The sequence below is a fragment of the Acinetobacter sp. ME22 genome, from assembly GCF_022012315.1.
GTDB lineage: Bacteria > Pseudomonadota > Gammaproteobacteria > Pseudomonadales > Moraxellaceae > Acinetobacter > Acinetobacter brisouii_A.
In genome coordinates this window covers 323788-340701 of sequence record NZ_JAKLTL010000001.1, presented here as the reverse complement: position 1 = coordinate 340701, position 16914 = coordinate 323788, and the positions used below count along the sequence as shown (strand labels likewise).

Sequence of the window (16914 nt, the reverse complement as noted above, 5' to 3'; positions counted from 1 at the left end):
GCATGACCATTAGTATGTAGATAGAAATAATGAAGGCGATCAAATGATCGTCTTTTTTATGGAAAGAAATAATGAAAAAAGCATTAGCTGTAGCAATGGTTGCATATATCGGTACTAAGTCAATATTGGCAACACCTATGAGTCGTGGTGAATATTGCGAATATCGTGGCTGGAATATTCCAGAAGGTGAAGACCCAAACGAACCAGTATATCTCGTTGAATACACGGACGGCGGTAAGCCGAATGACGAACGTCATGCTGGATATATCACCATGTCACCTCAAGAAGTCTTTGATAATGCCTATCGTCAAAATGGAAGCCTGAATTTTGGTGATGCGCTGATGGCATTAAAACAAGGCAAAAAGGTAGCTCGTTCATGTTGGAATGATTTGCAATATGTGGTCGCTCAAGGTGAATCCAAGCAAATTGAATCAACCTATATCTGGAATCCCCACAACAAAGCACATGCTGAAAAGCTAGGTGGTTTTATTGATGTTGCGCCGTATTGTACACTCAAGACGGCTCAAGACACATTAGCTATGGGTTGGACACCAAGTACAGGCGATCTATTTGCTGAAGACTGGACTATCTTGGAGTGAATCACATGTTAAAAGATTTAAAAATTAAACTTGGCAACCATGCTCAATTTTTAGAAGCATGTGATGCTTTTATGAAATTGGGTTATCAATGGGGTTCCAATGTACCTTGTACGGCCCCGTACCTATATTCACACTCAGATGGGCGCATTTTTGCTGATTTCTTTGATGCTGAAGGCGCTGATTTATCTAGCCCAAATACTGCATTTAGCTATTTCACAAATCATAAGAACCAAGCAGTAACTTTGGAAGAATTAAAAATTATGGCATATGGGAATAGTGTGCAAATGACAAGCCAAGGTCTTGATGGTGAACCACCAGTGCCAACTGCTGTTAATTGTGGGGAATCATCTGGATCTGTAGGTGAAGCTAAGTCATGCTTAGGTAGTGCTTCGTATGGGAATTCAAACCACCGTACCATAGAATTATTGCTAGAAATTTTACGGACAACGAATGTTGGTGGTGTTGTGACAGATAAAGCACGTGCCAAACTATCTGAATTGGTGGATAAGATTTAACAGTTTTTATCGGAAGTAAAGATTCTTACTCACGTTAATTCTTTGTCAATAAAAAACCAACATCAAGGATGTTGGTTTTTTATTTGTTGTTCATCTTTAGAGTGATTACTAGGCACAACTAACTTCTAAATTATTTTAGTTTAAGTGATTTGTAATTCATAATTAAATACTTGATATTGGGTTCATAATATTGAAATTGTTTTAAATATTTTTTAATTACTTCAATATTCATTCGGTCTCTAACAGCATAACCAGCTCCAGTTGCGGTAGGATATATAGATGCTGCATTTACGTTATATTGTTCACATAAATATAACAATTTGTGAGCTTCTTTATATGGTAATGACCATTTGTGTAAGTAGTTGATGAAGTACATATCTGATGATGTATCTATAGTTTTTTCACTGGAAAATTTAGGATTAAATACATCCAAAATCTCTGTTGAATTAGAATTATCTTCTATGTATCGAAATATAGTAAAACACCCTTGTTGTGCAGCAATATGGGGATTTACTCCGCTTGGAATATTTACGATATTGAGAGGTAATTTGTGTTCTTCATCTGCATTATATTCTAAACTATATAATCCCTTGTTATTAACTGCATTAATAATCCCTGTTTCCAAAATCCAAATTGCTAGATTCTTATTCCAATCTACTTTTTTTCCATTTTGAATACAATTTGTGATTAATTTTACAGCCTCACTAGAGCTAAAATATGCAGCTACAAATGACCTTCTACTCCAATCCAATAATTTAGTGGAAACTCCAAAATGTTGTGCAAATGCTAAAATTTCATAAAATTTTGGATGAGGCCAATTGAATTTATCTGCTCTATTAACTGAATTCAAAGCCTTTTTTAAAGCTAAACGAGTCTGTGGTATATCACCAGGTACTTGTATCCCTGTTTTATCACAGTAATCAAGAAAATGAAGAATTAGCTCTATTTCATATTGGGCTTGCTCAAGGACAGTTTTATTTTTGATTCCTCTTGATGCATTAGGCAAAAGCTTCCAATCAGAATCAGCCTGTCCCCTATAAATTGGGTAGTTATGATGACCAATATGATGACCAATTTCTTCTGGTCGAATAGCGTTCCATAGCTCTTGAGCTGTATTAAAATGACGTGTTTTATAGCTAGGCATATTACTAAATTAAATAGTTTTTTTAATACTATCATAGAATTAATGACTAGTGGATTTACCCAATAATTTTTTTTAATGCTGATTAAATATACCAAGTTTAATTTCAAATCTTCATTTTTATCTCCCCCTGTAAGGCTAACGCCCTCTGTATTAAATCCCTGAAACTTTCCTCATGTTGAGCAATCAGCAGCTAAACGCTAGATAACTCTAGCCATTCAGACCTTAGCGGCTACAGCGATAAGTAGTAGGAAAGACATGGATATTACAGAGCAACAAAACGAGTTGATTGAAGCTAACGGTGGTAAAGCATCACCTGAACTTGCAGCGCAGCTTTTAGAGCAAGCGTTAAATGGCGATACCGCAAATGCGGAAGAAGGTGGCCAGCCAGTAGCTACCCAAGTACAGACAGAAGCAATACCTCCAATCGAAGGCGAAGGCAATACGCAGAATGCTGGAGCACAGGCACAACAGCAGCCAGTTGATGAAAGTCAATTAAATGCTGAAAACGCCGTGGTAATGGCAAAAGATGGAAAACATACCATTCCTTTTGAAAAGCTTGTAGAAGCACGTTCACAAGGTCAGGAGTGGAAGCAGAAGTTTGATGAGGCGCAGCAACAATTAGCGCATCTTCGAGCTGAAGCACAGCAACGTCAAGAAGAAGGTCAAGCAGCAACGCTACAAGATAACCAAGCGAATCTCGCTCAGCAAGCGATTGATCAGGGTGTAGATCCTGCAATCTTTGGTGATTTCAGTGAAAAGGACTTGGCAGCAGGTATTCAAAAGCTTGTTGATCAACGTGTGAATGCAGCACTATCACCGATGCACCAACAGCAGCAGATCAGTGCAGAGCAAGCACACTTTAATGAAATCTTTACGGCGCACCCTGATGCTGAATCTATTGTGGAATCACAAGAGTTCGGTAACTGGATTAATAAGCAACCTAGCTTTGTTCAATCTGCGTATGAAACAGTTCTTAATCAAGGTAATGCGGCTCAGGTCGTAGAACTTTTAGGATTATACAAAGCCGAAACCCAATCAACTCAAGCTGCCCAGCCAAATAATGATGCGGTCATGGCAGCAGCGCAACAAGCTGTAAAACAAGCTCAAACACCAGTACCACATAGCCTTACTGATTTGCCAGCAGGTTCACCAGCAGGCGTTTCTCGTGATGAGCGCGTGGCAGCAATGTCACCAGCGCAAATGCTCGAAGAAATGAGCAACTGGACACCTGAACAGGTTGAGCAATTCATGGATCGCCGTGTGTAAAACAAACGTGTAGAGAGTAATAAACATGACAAAAACCAATGCCTCGTTCGGCGATAAAACCAATATGACGACACAGGCCGTTGCCCTGTTCACAACCAACATGCAACGTAATAGCACCTTAAACCGATTGGCAGGGAAAATGCCTAAAGGTGAAGCTGGTGCTGAAAATACACTGCGTAAACAAACCAGCTCAGATATGCCAATTGTCCGTGTGCAGGATCTTGGGAAAGGTAAGGGTGATGAAGTCACTTTCCACTTACTGAACCCTGTAGGCGCGTATCCGATTATGGGCAGTGCCTATGCTGAAGGTCGTGGCGTGGGTATGTCTTTGAATGAAGACCGCTTACGTGTTAATCAGGCACGTTTCCCTGTGGATCTGGGCAACGTCATGTCACAGATTCGTAGCCCTGCGGATCTGCGTAAGCTTGGCCGTCCCGTTGCACAGAACTTGATGGATCGCTACATGGATCAATCTTCACTTGTGCATATGTGTGGTGCGCGTGGTTTTCACGACAACATTGAATGGGTTGTCCCTGTTGATTCCCATAAAGACTTCAAAGAGATCATGATTAACCGTGTTAAAGCGCCTACCAAGAACCGCCACTACATCGTAGATGGTTCTGGTGTTCAGCTTTTTAACACTAACTCAGGTGAAATTGATCTTTCAACAACTGACTTTTTCACCATGGATACCGTGGATTCAATGAAGTCGGTTATGGATGAAATGCCATTACCACCACCGATTTGTAAGTTTGAAGGTGATGCAGCCGCCGAAGATAGCCCAATCCGCGTGTGGTTAGTTTCTCCAGCGCAATACAACAAATTTGCAGCACAACCAGGTTTCCGTTCATTCCAATCTGCGTCACTTGCGCGAGCAAGCCAAGCGAAACAACATCCATTGTTCTTAGGTGACGTTGGTTTGTGGAATGGATTTATTATCCGCAAAATGCCACGTCCAATCCGTTTCTATGCAGGCGACACCATCAAATACTGCGCTTCATATAACAGTGAAGTCGAATCAAGTGTCGTTGTGCCTAATAGCTTTAGTCAGAACGGTAAAAACTTTGCGATTGATCGTTCTGTGATTTTAGGTGGACAGGCGCTTGCTCAAGCTTTGGCTGCAAGTGACAAGTCAGGTGTACCGTTCTTCTGGTCTGAGAAAGAGATGGATCACGGCGACAAATGGGAATTGTTGATTGGTTCAATCATGGGTACATCGAAGATCCGCTTTGATGTGAATAATGGGGATAGCAATGAGTTCACCGATTACGGCGTAACTGTCGTGGATACGGCTGTACCGTGCTTAGGTCGTGGTAAGTAATTCAATTTCGTCTAAATCCATAAGGGTTTAGGCGATTTTTACAATTTGATGGAAGGAATTTAAAACATGGCAATGATTAAGCGTACAGCATCACGTTACGGGCAGTTCGGTGGCTTATCGCCGTATGGCAACTTAACGGTATTAACCTTTTTATTAGCAACCAATGCGACTGGCCAAGTCATTGATTCAGATGCTACAGCAGCACTTGCGAGTGGTGATGTGATTGATCTTGGTGAACTCCCTGAAGGTATGCGTCTCGATGATGCTCAGGCACTCATTACCATACCAATGACAGCATCGGTCACAGGTAAGCTCGGCTTCAAATATAGCGATGATGTCGATGTTGAAGCAGTACCACAAGATGATGACTACTTTTGGGCAGCCGCATCACTGGCAGCCGCAGGGCGCAAACGTGCAGATGGTTCAACACTGGTGACATTACCCAAGCCAGCACGTTTGATTTTAACTATTGGTGGTGCAGAAAACGACAAAGCCAGTGACATTAAGTTCACCGTAACAGGTGAATTGACTGGTCCTAAATAATTGGCACTTTTGGTGATGTAGGTTTCAGAGCCGCTTACATCACCTTTTTTTATTCAAAATAATAAGGATGAGAAGATGAAAACTCTAGCGATTGCAATGATTTGCCACGGAATTAATGCTGCTTACTGCTTATCTTTGGGTGATACCAGTCAACCGACATGGGACGATGCACCAGACTCTCAAAAGCAAAGCATTATTGCAGGTGTAGAAATGCACATTGCCAATCCTGACGCAACACCAGAGCAAAGCCACGAAGCTTGGTATAAGCAAAAAGAAGCTGAAGGCTGGGCATACGGCGAAGTGAAAGACGTTGAAAATAAACTGCATCCATGTTTCTTGCCTTATGATGAATTACCACAAGCGCAAAAAGCCAAAGATTACTTGTTCCGCTCTACAGTACATCTCGTTAAGAATCTGCCTGACTCCGAAGATTACCTGGCATTAAGTGCGGAAGTGATCAGCTTACGTCAGAAGGCAGCAGATCAGAAGAATACTGCGATTGCTACAGTAGCTACAACCACGACATCAAGTGGAGTTGCTATTCAATACGTTGGCAACAAGTCACTGTTTAAAGACCATCTTTATAACTCAGCATTGACCTTCACCACAGGGCAGGTGCGTAACGTAACCAGTGATTTGGCAACCAATTTGTTAAAGCATCCTGAGTTTAAGCTTTATGTGGCTGAAAGTGATGACTCTACCGAGTCAGAACAGGCTGTTGATGATACGGCGGCAGTCCTTGCCAATGCTCAACTGGAGCAAGAAAAGAAAGACCAGGAACAAACCGCCGTCCTTGATGAAATTGATGTCGTCAATCAAATGACCAAAGATGCTTTGATTGAATATGCCTACAACAAGTATCAGCAAAAACTCAATAAGCAAAATAATGTTGCAACTTTACGCACACAGGTTGCTGAGTTTATTCATCAATTTGGAGTGGTGTAATGCAACTGGAGGATCTGATTCGCCGTTTTCGTGTTCAAGCCAATGACAAGGTTGAACCTTATTTCAATGATGATGAGGACGTAATCGCGTGGCTGAACGATGCAGTCAAAGAAGCGTGTATTCGTGGACGTTTAATTCGTGAATGGATTAATAGTGATGTTTGTGAAGTTGATGTTCTATCTGGGCAAAATCAATATAAATTACACGAATCATTATATGAAATTTCATCAGCACGTTTATTAGATTTACCGAGTTATCGACCAGCAAACTTACTGTTGGTATCACCTGAAACATTGGATCGTATCTACAACGGCTGCTCCCTTGATTGGCGAACAATGACAGGCGAGCCTAAGTACATCATTCAGAGCGATACCAATTTTCACTTATCACCCGTACCCGACAAAGACTACAAAATTCGCTTAGAAGGCTATCGTGTGCCATTGGTGAATATGAAGGATGATACCGATGAGCCTGAGATTAACAGCTTACATCATGTTCACTTAATTCAGTGGGCTTTAGCTCAGGCATTTAGCGTACCCGATGCAGAGTTTTTTGATGCGAATCGTGCGGCAATGGCTGAACAGGCATTTACGGAATACTTTGGCCAACGTCCAGATAGCGATCTACGCCGTATTACACGCGAAGATGTGCCGCATCACGTCATCCCATTTATGCCTTAATTTTTAAATATTCATCTTGTCGAGGTAACACATGAGTGGAACTGTTAAAGGCAGTATTGTCGATCCTGATGGCAACATCATGGCAAACTGCCAGTTGTTTATGTATCGGCGGACTGATGGCGCTTTACTCGGTAGTGCCATTAGTGATCAGAATGGTGACTATGAACTCACCCATACCGCAGAGAATAGTGAAAAGGTATTTATGGTTTGCCTTGATAACGATGATTCACCAGATTTTGAGGGGCTTGTTCGTGATCGAATCGCGATTGTGGCTGCTGCTACGGTGATTAGTTGTGATGGAGCAACTCATCAAGTCGCTGTTTTTGTAGATGCAGATGATGTAGTGGATGGTTTATATACCGAAATTACCTTAAACCAGCAAAGCTATCGAATTGATGCGATTGCAGGACAACGCTTCCATGACACTGTTCGTGACTATATCAGCCAGAATCTTAGTGATTACTTGCAAGTACGTGATTATCAGGCACTTGATCCAAATATCTCATATGATCCGAATTTTGTCTTTTTACTAGAGAATATCTCGGATCAAGCATTACGATTACAGCTTCGCACCAGCTCAGATTCAACAACACTGACAGGTAGTGAGTATGCTGAGGTCAGTTTGATGATGAACTCAGATGATGGTTACAACCCAACCGTCGGACAACTGGATCAGAATGCCAATGCCAGATATGGCAATTATACGGTGTGTCTGAATTCCTTATCCGATGTTCAGATTCAGTCTGATGCGGAAAATACCATTCAGGCTCAATTGATTGAAGGCATGCTGGTCAGTGAGAATATCCAGCAAATCCAGTTTGCCAATGGTGATCTTCTCAACCTGAATACAGGGCTGACCAATATCTCAGCCGAACGTGCAGGTTTAGCCTTATGTATTCTCAAACCTGATAGTAATCAAGACAGTGATGTGCGTCTGGGTGGCACAGCACTGGCTGAAATTGTGTCCTATCCAAGCCGTGCTTTAAACCGTATCTGGCATGCAGGTTCATCTGCAACCCAATATCTGCCTGCTTATAAATCAATTCATTTGACCCATGTTCCTGAGCAAGGCCCGAATGTACGGAGTCTTGAATCGATGTTCTCAGGCTGTGAAATCTTGAATGATCCGAATATTTCCAATTGGGACGTTTCACAAGTTCAGTCTTTAGCTTACATCTTTTTTGGGGCAACCGCCTTTAACCAGCCGCTTAATTGGGACGTGAGTCAGGTCGGTAATTTCACAGGGACGTTTGCCTATTCGGCATTTAATCAATCATTGGCTTCTTGGGATGTCTCGAATGGCACAATGTTCTGGTCGATGTTTGAAGGTAATAGCACGTTTAATCAAAATATTTCTGGATGGTCTGTGCAGAGCGCAAGCAATATGAATGCAATGTTCTATAACACAGCAGCATTTAATCAAGACTTGTCGTTATGGTGTGTGACTCATATAAATACACTACCAGATCAATTTGCCGTAGGTAGCCCATTGACCAGTAACCATTATCCTGTTTGGGGTACTTGCCCACGTGGTGAAGCGTAATCGCGTAATAGCAAGCAACTAAATTCAGGGTTAATAATAGCCCTGAATTTACTCATAATTTTAATTTCAGAAAGATGGAAAGTGCAACAATGGCAGAGAAACTATTTCCACTGGCTGGTATGAACAATGTTCAGGATGATGATGCCTTAAAGCGCGGAGGTGATGCACCTACATTATTTGTGCGTGATGCCCTGAATGTTGATATTTCACCGACAGGTAAGTTGCATTTACGCAAAGGTGGAAAGCTTGTCACGCCGTTAAAATTTGAGTCTTTATGGCAAAGCCCATTGCATCAAGATGTATTCGCTATTGTTGAGGGGGAGTTGGTCAAGGTGAACCCTCAAACATGGACTTTTGAGAATTTGATCTATGTTGGTCAGAATGTTCGGTTTGAAGTGATCAACAACTTAGTTTATATCAACAGCTCAAGAGGTCTATTTTCTTATAATGGTTTAGCGGTCAGCCCTTTAACGATTGATACACCAGCTTCGCCGTTATTGCAGCAAGATGGCAATGGTACGCTTAAAACAGGTCAATACGGTGTCGCTATCTCATGGCTTCGCAATGCGGTTGAATCAGCAGTATCGGCAATGACTCATATTGAATTGTCTGGCCAGAGCAATTATGACCAGACCAATGACTTGAGCATCAATGTGACTTTGCCTTTTTGTCTTGATGATACCGTGACAGACGTTGCCATCTATGTGACACAACGCAATGGCGGTGAGTTATACAAGTTTGGGACTTATCCAGTATCGACCAACCAAGTCTCTATCCATGAAATTGGGCGATTAAGAAAAATGGCACAGTTTCAGCACCTTTCACCTATGCCAAGTGGCAAGTTTATGAAGTACTGGAATGGTCGCCTGATTACCGCAGATCGTAATGTAATCAAATTTTCTGAGCCGATGGCATATCACCTCTATGATGAACGCCATGGCTATATGATGATGCCGCAGCGGATTACCTTCATTCAGCCTGTCGATGGTGGGATTTGGGTTGGCCAAACCGATCATGTTGCATTTCTAACAGGATCTCAACCAAAGGATATGACTTACACCCGAAAATCAACTCAAGCACCGATTTACGATAGCTGTATATTGGTGGATGCGGATTTGGTCGGGGATGATGTTTCCCAAAACTCAAATGCGGCTTTATGGCTAGCAGAGAATGGCTATGTATTAGGTACAGCAACAGGGCAGATCATCCAGTACCAAGCTGGCAAGCTTCAAGGCATTACCGCAAAACTCAGTAGGTCTGTAAGGCTAGGGCGAAGGATCATAACCACAGTAACCTAAGGGCAATTTTATTGCTGACTTAGGTTGCAAACATGAACAACGGACTACGCAAAGAACTTAAACGCTCTCTTGATCAAGAACAATATGATCTTACCGAAGATGGCTTGTATTTCCCACGACAAGGCATCCAAGTCACAGGTAAATACTTTGACCGTGTTAATGATGGAGAATGGTCGTGTACTAAGAACCTTGTGGTTACTGAAGGTCTCACTCATATCTTAAATGTTGCTCTAGGTAGTACTGCTAAGCCAGCAGGGTATTACTTGGCGCTGTTTGGTGGGGCAACAGCACCAGCAGCCAATTGGACTGCCTCAAATTTCCCATCGGTTGCATCTGAAATCACAAGTACAACTGAAGGCTACACCAATGCTACTCGTCCAGCATGGACACCAAGCGAAGCTTCAGGTGGTTCAATTAGTAATCTGTCAGCAACAGCATCTTTAACAATTGCAACAGCAGCAACCCTAAGCGTCACAGGTGCAGCATTACTCACCAATAGTACCCGTGGTGGAACAAGCGGAGTGCTTGTATCTGCAACTAAGTTTGCATCTGCTCGTACTTTCCAAAATGGGGATGTGTACCAACTTGGTTATGAGCTAGATCTCTCGGTTTAATGTTATGTATAGCCCTAAACCGCATGGTCTTGTCATCGAAGGTGGTGGTAGTCTAACTTCCAGCGATGATGCGTATGTGAGTGCTGTAGTACGCAGCTTTTTAAATTTTAAAGACACATGCGGCTTAGATACTATGCGAAAATATTACGACCTGCCTGATGGTGGGCGTTTTATTGTGCAGCACATGGGTGGCATCTTTAAAGTCATGATCTACAAGCAGCCAAGTGATGTTGCCAACACTACGGACGGCCTAGCAAAACTGTATATCCCAATGCTGTTTTGTGGTGGGATTAGTAGCGATGCTGTAGATACTGCCGATACTGAGGCTACAGTATCGGTCACTGTAAGCTCACTGACTCAAAAAAGGCTTGTGCATTATGACGATGATGCGGATCTACCTGAGCAAACACTTGCCTTAAAACGGTTCAACGTATCCGTAAACACAACGATTGTGCCTGAGTTTGCCAGCGCATCCCATCAATATGTATTACAACGCCCAACCTGGTATAGCGGCGCGATGGCTGAGGTGATGCAGATTGTTGGGGGGTATGGCAAGCAGCTCACGAAAAATACCAATTCAGATGAAGATGAAAACATCTTAGAAACAGTTAGATTTACCATGCCTGATAAAACCATTGAGCAGATACAGGAAAAGCTCGATGGAGTGCGTTTACCAGGATATACAGGCTTGCCATCCAGCAATGGACAATTTCAGTATGATTATAAGTCCTCTCAGACTCACGCTGTTGGCTTTGATACCAATAATGAACCATGGTTATTACAAATCACAAGCTCAGGTTTGTATGCCATGCCTTTACCGATCATACCAGCCACAGCGACTAGTGAATTTAAAGATTATGTGACTGAAAAAGAGGATACAGAATTACTGGCCATCTTGAATCGGTTTGGAGCATTACCGAGTGGTGAGTCTTTTCCTACTGATTCTGATGATTTTGCAGCATGGCAGCGAGCAGGTGTAATTATTAAGCTTTGCGATATGAGCACTTTTTACGCCAAGACTGCCTATAGTGACTCATGCGGTTGGACGTTTAATACAACTGGAAGTAGTGGCTTTAATACGTGTTATGCCACTGATAGTGATGGTTATAAGGTTGGTTATGCTTACGGTCTAACGCTTACGCTGAATGCAGCGACAACGACACATGGTTGGATTAGTAAAATTACAGTGCCTACGGATAACGCCGCTTCCGTTGCAAGCTATATCGGTCAGTTATCAGCATTGATGGACAAGGGTACAGCTAAGGCGAATGCAATTCAGTATAAGCTACGCCGTTCACTTGATTTAATTATTGAACGAGCAGGCAATGGCAGCACACTAAATGATAGTGAAGTGGATTACTGGAATGAACTTGAACTTGATCCGATAGCAAGTCATATTGGTGTGTTGAGCAAAGTTGGTGAGGGTTATCTGTATTACGATACGCTGGATTTCAATCAATCCTCATTTAAATATAAGAAGCTTGGTGTATCGGGTGCATCATTTTACCTTAATCCCTCGTCCACGCAGAGTGTTTACATTTGGAGTTATTTTGCCTATCCAGAGATTTATTTTCCCAATGTAGCGAGTGATCATAGTTTTGATGTGATTTCACCAGCAGGGTTGAGTTTGACCGATGAGAATGAGATTAGAGAAAAACGGAAAAATTGCGACACTATTGTTTATGGATATTATGTTGGCGATACGCTAAAAGTTATTAAATATTATATTAATTGGGATAAACCAGACGATCCTGTAGATCGGACGTTACCACCCAATAGTTTATCCACCTATCAAAGAACGTATGATCTTAAATACTATACAAACAATGGTGTTTTCTATACGACTGATTTGGATTTTAGATTGAATGGGGCTTATTCAGTTTTCGGATTAACTGAATCTGTTAGCGCAAAGATGGCCAAAATGTATCAAACCTATGGGGCATATAACGCGATTGGTGGCTATGGAGTTCTATCAAGATCGTACCTTTTTGGGTTCGATGTTATAGATACATTAAAGACTTATAGTATTTTAAATAGTTTTGCTGTTATCCCATGGTTCCAACGAAATACAGGACTTGTCTATAAATATGCTGCCACCTCTCCTGAGGTTTCATACCAGCAAACTTTTACCAGCGAAATACAGGATCAGTATAGCTATAAATATGAAGCAACTTCTGAAGGCTATGTAATTAGCGAGGAAGCTACATATTCCACAGATGGAACCAAGATCGTTCATGATGGGGGATCATGGGCCAGTACAGGTGAATCAGCCTCAAATTATCCACCCACAACCACAACTTACTACACTCCTGTAATAGGTGAATCAGGTGATGGGGGTGTCTGGACTCAAGAATATACGATCCACGGTACACCGCTTGATAATGCAGTCCAGTTAAGCAATTCACAAGGTCTTTATTCTAGTCGCTATGTTGATGGCTGTAGGGTTGTATTTGGCACTCAACAGTATGTCAATATTGGGCTAAGCAGTAGTGCTGATGATCGAAAGTCATGGGGCAGTACGATTTTTGCCAACAATGAAACAGCACAGCACTTTATTGGAGTAATCAATGAGTGATGATAACCAAAATTTTAAATTTTCAGAACTGGCAAGCACATCTGTAACGTCTAATGACTCGATCAATTTTAGTTTCAAGCACGGAAGTAATGATTCAGGTTTAATTAATTTTAAATTTTCAGAACTAGCAAGCACATCTATAACTTCTGACGATTTAATTAACTTTAATTTTCAAAGTGATGATAATGCTTCTTCAGTCGTGACGACTGATCTTGTTGCAGACTCAATTTATATTTCTGAAAATACGACATATTGTGTCTTACAAGTTGTTAAAGACAGCATTGCGGTCAGCGATGATATAAGTCAAGAAATTAACGCCGTTCACCTTGTTACAGAACAATGTACCATTGCAGATCAAGTGGTACAGGTGGTGAATCGTACTCAGTTAATCGTAGACCAATGTTCAATTACAGATACTATAAATGATCATTTGAGTCGTTCTGATGTGATTACAGAGCAGTTCACTGCTACAGATGTTGTACTTGATCAGAGTCGCACAATAATAGTGGATCAAGTACATGTTGCTGACTACGATAGAAGCTACAAGCAAGCAAATGTCACAGTCAAAGAAAAGATTCATGTGACTGACAGAAGCATACGTGTTCATGCTGATACAGTCATGGATGCTTTGCGAGTTTCAGATACAGTAAATGCGCGTGTACGAGCAACTGAGGCTATTCGTGAACAAGCTGTGATTTCGGATCAACTCCAATCATCAATCACTTTTTCGCAGCATATTACAGAAAAACTGATCATTCACGATGTGGCCAAAGGGAGTTTAACTGCAAAACAGTATATTCAAGACCATATCTTTATTGATGATCTCATCCTAAATCAACCAACGACTGGCTATGCTTGGACTGCCAATGCTGATACTTGGGCCATGAGCCGCTATGACGGTTATAACTATCAGGATTTGGCTGTCATTGATGGTGTGCTTTATGGTTTGGGTGAAGATGGTGTGTATCGCTTGAATGCTGAAATGCCAGTACAAGGAAAGTTGACCACAGGCAAGATTGATTTAGGGCGTGGTCAATTGGTTCATCCTGTAGCAGCCTATCTTGAATATGAATTATCGGGCAGCTCAAAGCAGATCCAAGTCGGAGTTGGAACAACCCAATCGGGTGTCAAGCAGACGTATTTTTATCAACTACCTACAGAAACAGCAGACTATTTAACCAATGGGCGAGTGCTCTTTGGGCGTGGCTTACGTGGCCGTCATTTTAGTTTTGAAATCAATATTAGTGGTGAGCACGGTTATATCAATGACTTGAATATTGACCTTGCCGCAACGAAGCGGAGAGTATAAGTCATGGCAGATAGTGAATATCAAAATGCATATCAAGAGTCGATCACTCAAGTTCAAGATAAGATGGCTTATTTTGAGCAGTTGGCAAATGGGTTTGTTTCAGAAGTATCAACAGTTCTGGCTAGTTTGACGAACATTCAGGTCGATGCGGTTGATGAGCCTCAAGATTTACCTACGCCAAGCAGTAGTAACTTTACTGCGATGCCAAGCATTACGATTCCTGATCTTAATGCCAATCTCCCCACAGCACCAACGATCAATGTTGATATTCAAGCACCAACAGATATGGTTGCACCTACATTCAATGGCTTAAACATTGATATCCCTGATGCACCGATCTTAAGCAATGATCTCAGTACCCCAGCATTTTTGGATGTAAGTCAGATTCCAGACATTGATACCACTATTAATTTACCAACATTACCAGCTTTTGCTGCAAGTAATATTGATACTGGTAATCTGCCTGACAAAGTAAATTTAGATAATCTACTGACATCGTTAGATTTAAGTGATTTGGATATTCCTGATGCACCAGCATCACCTATCTTAAATTTACCAACAGTACCAAGCTTAACGCAGTTTGATGCACCTGATCGACCAGTGGTTAATGATGATGTGATCATTCCTGATGCGCCAACTCTAGTACTTCCTGATATGGATGTATTGGAAAAAATCAACTTGCCAACATTTCAGTATGAGGAAGTGCCTATTTTTGATGGGGTTGCACCCACTTTTAGTGTGACGATGCCTGATAATTTAGATGTGATTCTGGCAGACACCAAAAGCATAGTTAGTCAGGACTACTACAAGGCAAATGTGGACAGTGCCATTAAGCCGCTAGTCCTTGAGATCCGCCAGTGGCTAGATGGTTCGCACGTTGGTTTGGGATTGCCGCAAGCGGTCGAAGATGCGTTATTTAACCGAGCGCGTGAGCGTGACAATGCGGAAACGGAAAAGGCGGTTCAGGAGATTACTGAAACATGGGCTAGTCGTGGCTTTTCATTGCCGCAGGGTGCATTAGATAAGCAGATCGCCGTCGTCCGTGAGCAAGGTCGCCTGAAAGCGGCTGAGTTGAATCGTGACATCATGGTTCAAGCATTCGATAAGCAGCTTGAACATATCCGCTTCCTGACTGAACAGGGCATTGCACTTGAGAAGATGAAGCAGGATCTTTGGCTGGCTTATGTTGGCAATGTGATGCAGTTAGCCAAGTTTCAGGTTGATAGCAAGATCAGTATTTTGAATGCTCAGATCAGCTTATTCAATGCACAGAATACGGCGTTTGAGTCATTGGTCAATGTCTATAAAACCAAGATCGAGGGGACAATCTCTAAGATTACGGCGTATAAGACCATGCTCGATGCACAGTCGGTTATTGGTCAAATTAACCAACAAAAAGTAGAGCTATTTAAAGCCAAGATCGAAGCTGTGCAGTCTAATGTTGAGATTTATAAGGCAATGGTGCAAGGGCAAACTGCCAAAGCCGCTTTAATCCAATCCAAGTTTGATGTCTATAAAACCGAAGTTCAGGCGTATTCTGAACAGATGAATGCTGAAAAACTCAAGATCGATGTATATGATTCCCAAGTTAAGGCGGAAGCGACCAAGGCTGGAATGTATGACACCTTGGCGCGTATGTATGCTTCAACCGTTGAAGGCATTTCAACCAAAGCCAATATTAAGAGCAAGCAAGCAGATCTGCACATGGAGGCTGCAAGAATTCGGCTTTCTGAATATCAGGCGAATATCGAAGCCTACAAAGCTGACATCGATGCAAAAATGAGTGCTGCACAGAACCAAACGTCAGTATTTAATGCACAGGTTGAAGCATTCAAGGCAAAAGCCAGTGTAGAAACAACAAAGCTCAGCACTCAGGCCAACGTGATTGAATCCTCATCACGTACCAAAATTGCTTATGCCGATGCACAGGCTAGATACGCAGAGATGCGGATGCGTATTGGCATTGCAAATACGGATGCTTTAGCGCGTTTTGCCGATATGAAATCACGTACAGCGATTGCAGTATCTGAGGTGCATCAACATTATGCGGATCTGGCATTACGCACCACGATTGCCAATGCCGATGTCTATAACAAGTATATCGACATGAAGATGCGTACCAATATTGCCAATGCCGATATGCAAGCGCGTTATGCGGATATGAATGCCAGAACCAATATTGCCTATGCTGAAACGCACTCTAAATACGTGGACATGAATTTGCGTACGCAAATTGCCAACGCTGAAACACAGGCACGGTACATGGACATGAACGTCCGTACCAATATTGCATACGCAGAAATGATGCTGAAGGAGTACGAGGCAAAAATGCAGAATGCCATTCAAAAAGCGCAGCTGGCGATTGAAGCAGTGAAAGCAACAGGTCAGGTGCATGCACAGCTTGCTTCGGGTGCCATGTCAGCCATGCATGTTTCGGCAAGTATTAGTGGCTCTGGATCTGTCAACGAGAGTACAAGCACCAGCACCAGTACGAGCACAAGCTACAGCTATAGTTACTAATCCCTGTAAGGCTGGAGAAAAAGGCTCAAAAACTAAACCATA

General features: G+C 42.1%; 14 protein-coding genes. 13 read left to right on the top strand and 1 reads right to left on the bottom strand.

Translation table 11 applies throughout. From position 1 onward, the window contains the following. Positions 1 to 71 precede the first annotated feature (71 nt). Both LVY74_RS01620 and LVY74_RS01615 read left to right on the top strand, forming a co-directional pair. Positions 72 to 599 (top strand): DUF2829 domain-containing protein, encoded by a 528-nt coding sequence (locus LVY74_RS01620; protein WP_237813541.1) that lies wholly within the window; start codon positions 72 to 74, stop codon positions 597 to 599. Positions 600 to 604: 5 nt separating this feature from the next. Further along, entirely contained in the window at positions 605 to 1114 is a 510-nt protein-coding gene (locus tag LVY74_RS01615) for a hypothetical protein (protein WP_237813540.1), read from the top strand. 130 nt (positions 1115 to 1244) lie between these two features. Here the strand turns inward: LVY74_RS01615 and LVY74_RS01610 are convergent, their stop codons facing one another. Continuing rightward, positions 1245 to 2258: an FRG domain-containing protein gene (locus LVY74_RS01610; RefSeq protein WP_237813539.1), complete on the bottom strand. Its 1014-nt coding sequence runs from the start codon at positions 2256 to 2258 to the stop codon at positions 1245 to 1247. A gap of 255 nt (positions 2259 to 2513) precedes the next feature. On the opposite strand from LVY74_RS01610, the gene LVY74_RS01605 reads away from it, so the two are divergent. The 11 genes from LVY74_RS01605 to LVY74_RS01555 all read left to right on the top strand — a co-directional run bounded on the left by LVY74_RS01605 (position 2514) and on the right by LVY74_RS01555 (position 16872). Next, positions 2514 to 3524: a hypothetical protein gene (locus tag LVY74_RS01605; RefSeq protein WP_237813538.1), complete on the top strand. Its 1011-nt coding sequence runs from the start codon at positions 2514 to 2516 to the stop codon at positions 3522 to 3524. A gap of 25 nt (positions 3525 to 3549) precedes the next feature. Then, positions 3550 to 4845, top strand: coding sequence for a phage capsid family protein (locus LVY74_RS01600; protein WP_237813537.1), 1296 nt, complete (start codon positions 3550 to 3552; stop codon positions 4843 to 4845). A gap of 66 nt (positions 4846 to 4911) precedes the next feature. Next, positions 4912 to 5388 (top strand): hypothetical protein, encoded by a 477-nt coding sequence (locus LVY74_RS01595; RefSeq protein ID WP_237813536.1) that lies wholly within the window; start codon positions 4912 to 4914, stop codon positions 5386 to 5388. 75 nt (positions 5389 to 5463) lie between these two features. Further along, positions 5464 to 6333 (top strand): RyR domain-containing protein, encoded by an 870-nt coding sequence (locus tag LVY74_RS01590; RefSeq protein ID WP_237813535.1) that lies wholly within the window; start codon positions 5464 to 5466, stop codon positions 6331 to 6333. Further along, complete coding sequence (locus LVY74_RS01585) at positions 6333 to 7013, top strand: phage adaptor protein (protein ID WP_237813534.1); 681 nt, start codon at positions 6333 to 6335, stop codon at positions 7011 to 7013. Before LVY74_RS01590 ends, LVY74_RS01585 begins: the two co-directional genes overlap by 1 nt. Before the next feature lie 31 nt (positions 7014 to 7044). After that, a complete protein-coding gene (locus tag LVY74_RS01580) occupies positions 7045 to 8556 on the top strand; it encodes a BspA family leucine-rich repeat surface protein (protein WP_237813533.1) in 1512 nt (503 codons plus the stop codon). A gap of 89 nt (positions 8557 to 8645) precedes the next feature. Continuing rightward, the gene (locus LVY74_RS01575; protein ID WP_237813532.1) at positions 8646 to 9854 is read left to right on the top strand and encodes a hypothetical protein; all 1209 of its coding nucleotides are present in this window, start codon (positions 8646 to 8648) and stop codon (positions 9852 to 9854) included. A 32-nt stretch (positions 9855 to 9886) separates the two neighbouring features. Next, positions 9887 to 10468 carry a hypothetical protein gene (locus LVY74_RS01570; RefSeq protein ID WP_237813531.1) on the top strand — a complete coding sequence of 194 codons (582 nt, stop codon included), beginning with the start codon at positions 9887 to 9889 and terminating at the stop codon, positions 10466 to 10468. A 4-nt stretch (positions 10469 to 10472) separates the two neighbouring features. Then, complete coding sequence (locus LVY74_RS01565; RefSeq protein WP_237813530.1) at positions 10473 to 13043, top strand: hypothetical protein; 2571 nt, start codon at positions 10473 to 10475, stop codon at positions 13041 to 13043. Then, positions 13036 to 14352 (top strand): hypothetical protein, encoded by a 1317-nt coding sequence (locus LVY74_RS01560; RefSeq protein WP_237813529.1) that lies wholly within the window; start codon positions 13036 to 13038, stop codon positions 14350 to 14352. Before LVY74_RS01565 ends, LVY74_RS01560 begins: the two co-directional genes overlap by 8 nt. Positions 14353 to 14355: 3 nt before the next feature. Further along, positions 14356 to 16872: a hypothetical protein gene (locus LVY74_RS01555; RefSeq protein ID WP_237813528.1), complete on the top strand. Its 2517-nt coding sequence runs from the start codon at positions 14356 to 14358 to the stop codon at positions 16870 to 16872. Positions 16873 to 16914: the final 42 nt, after the last annotated feature.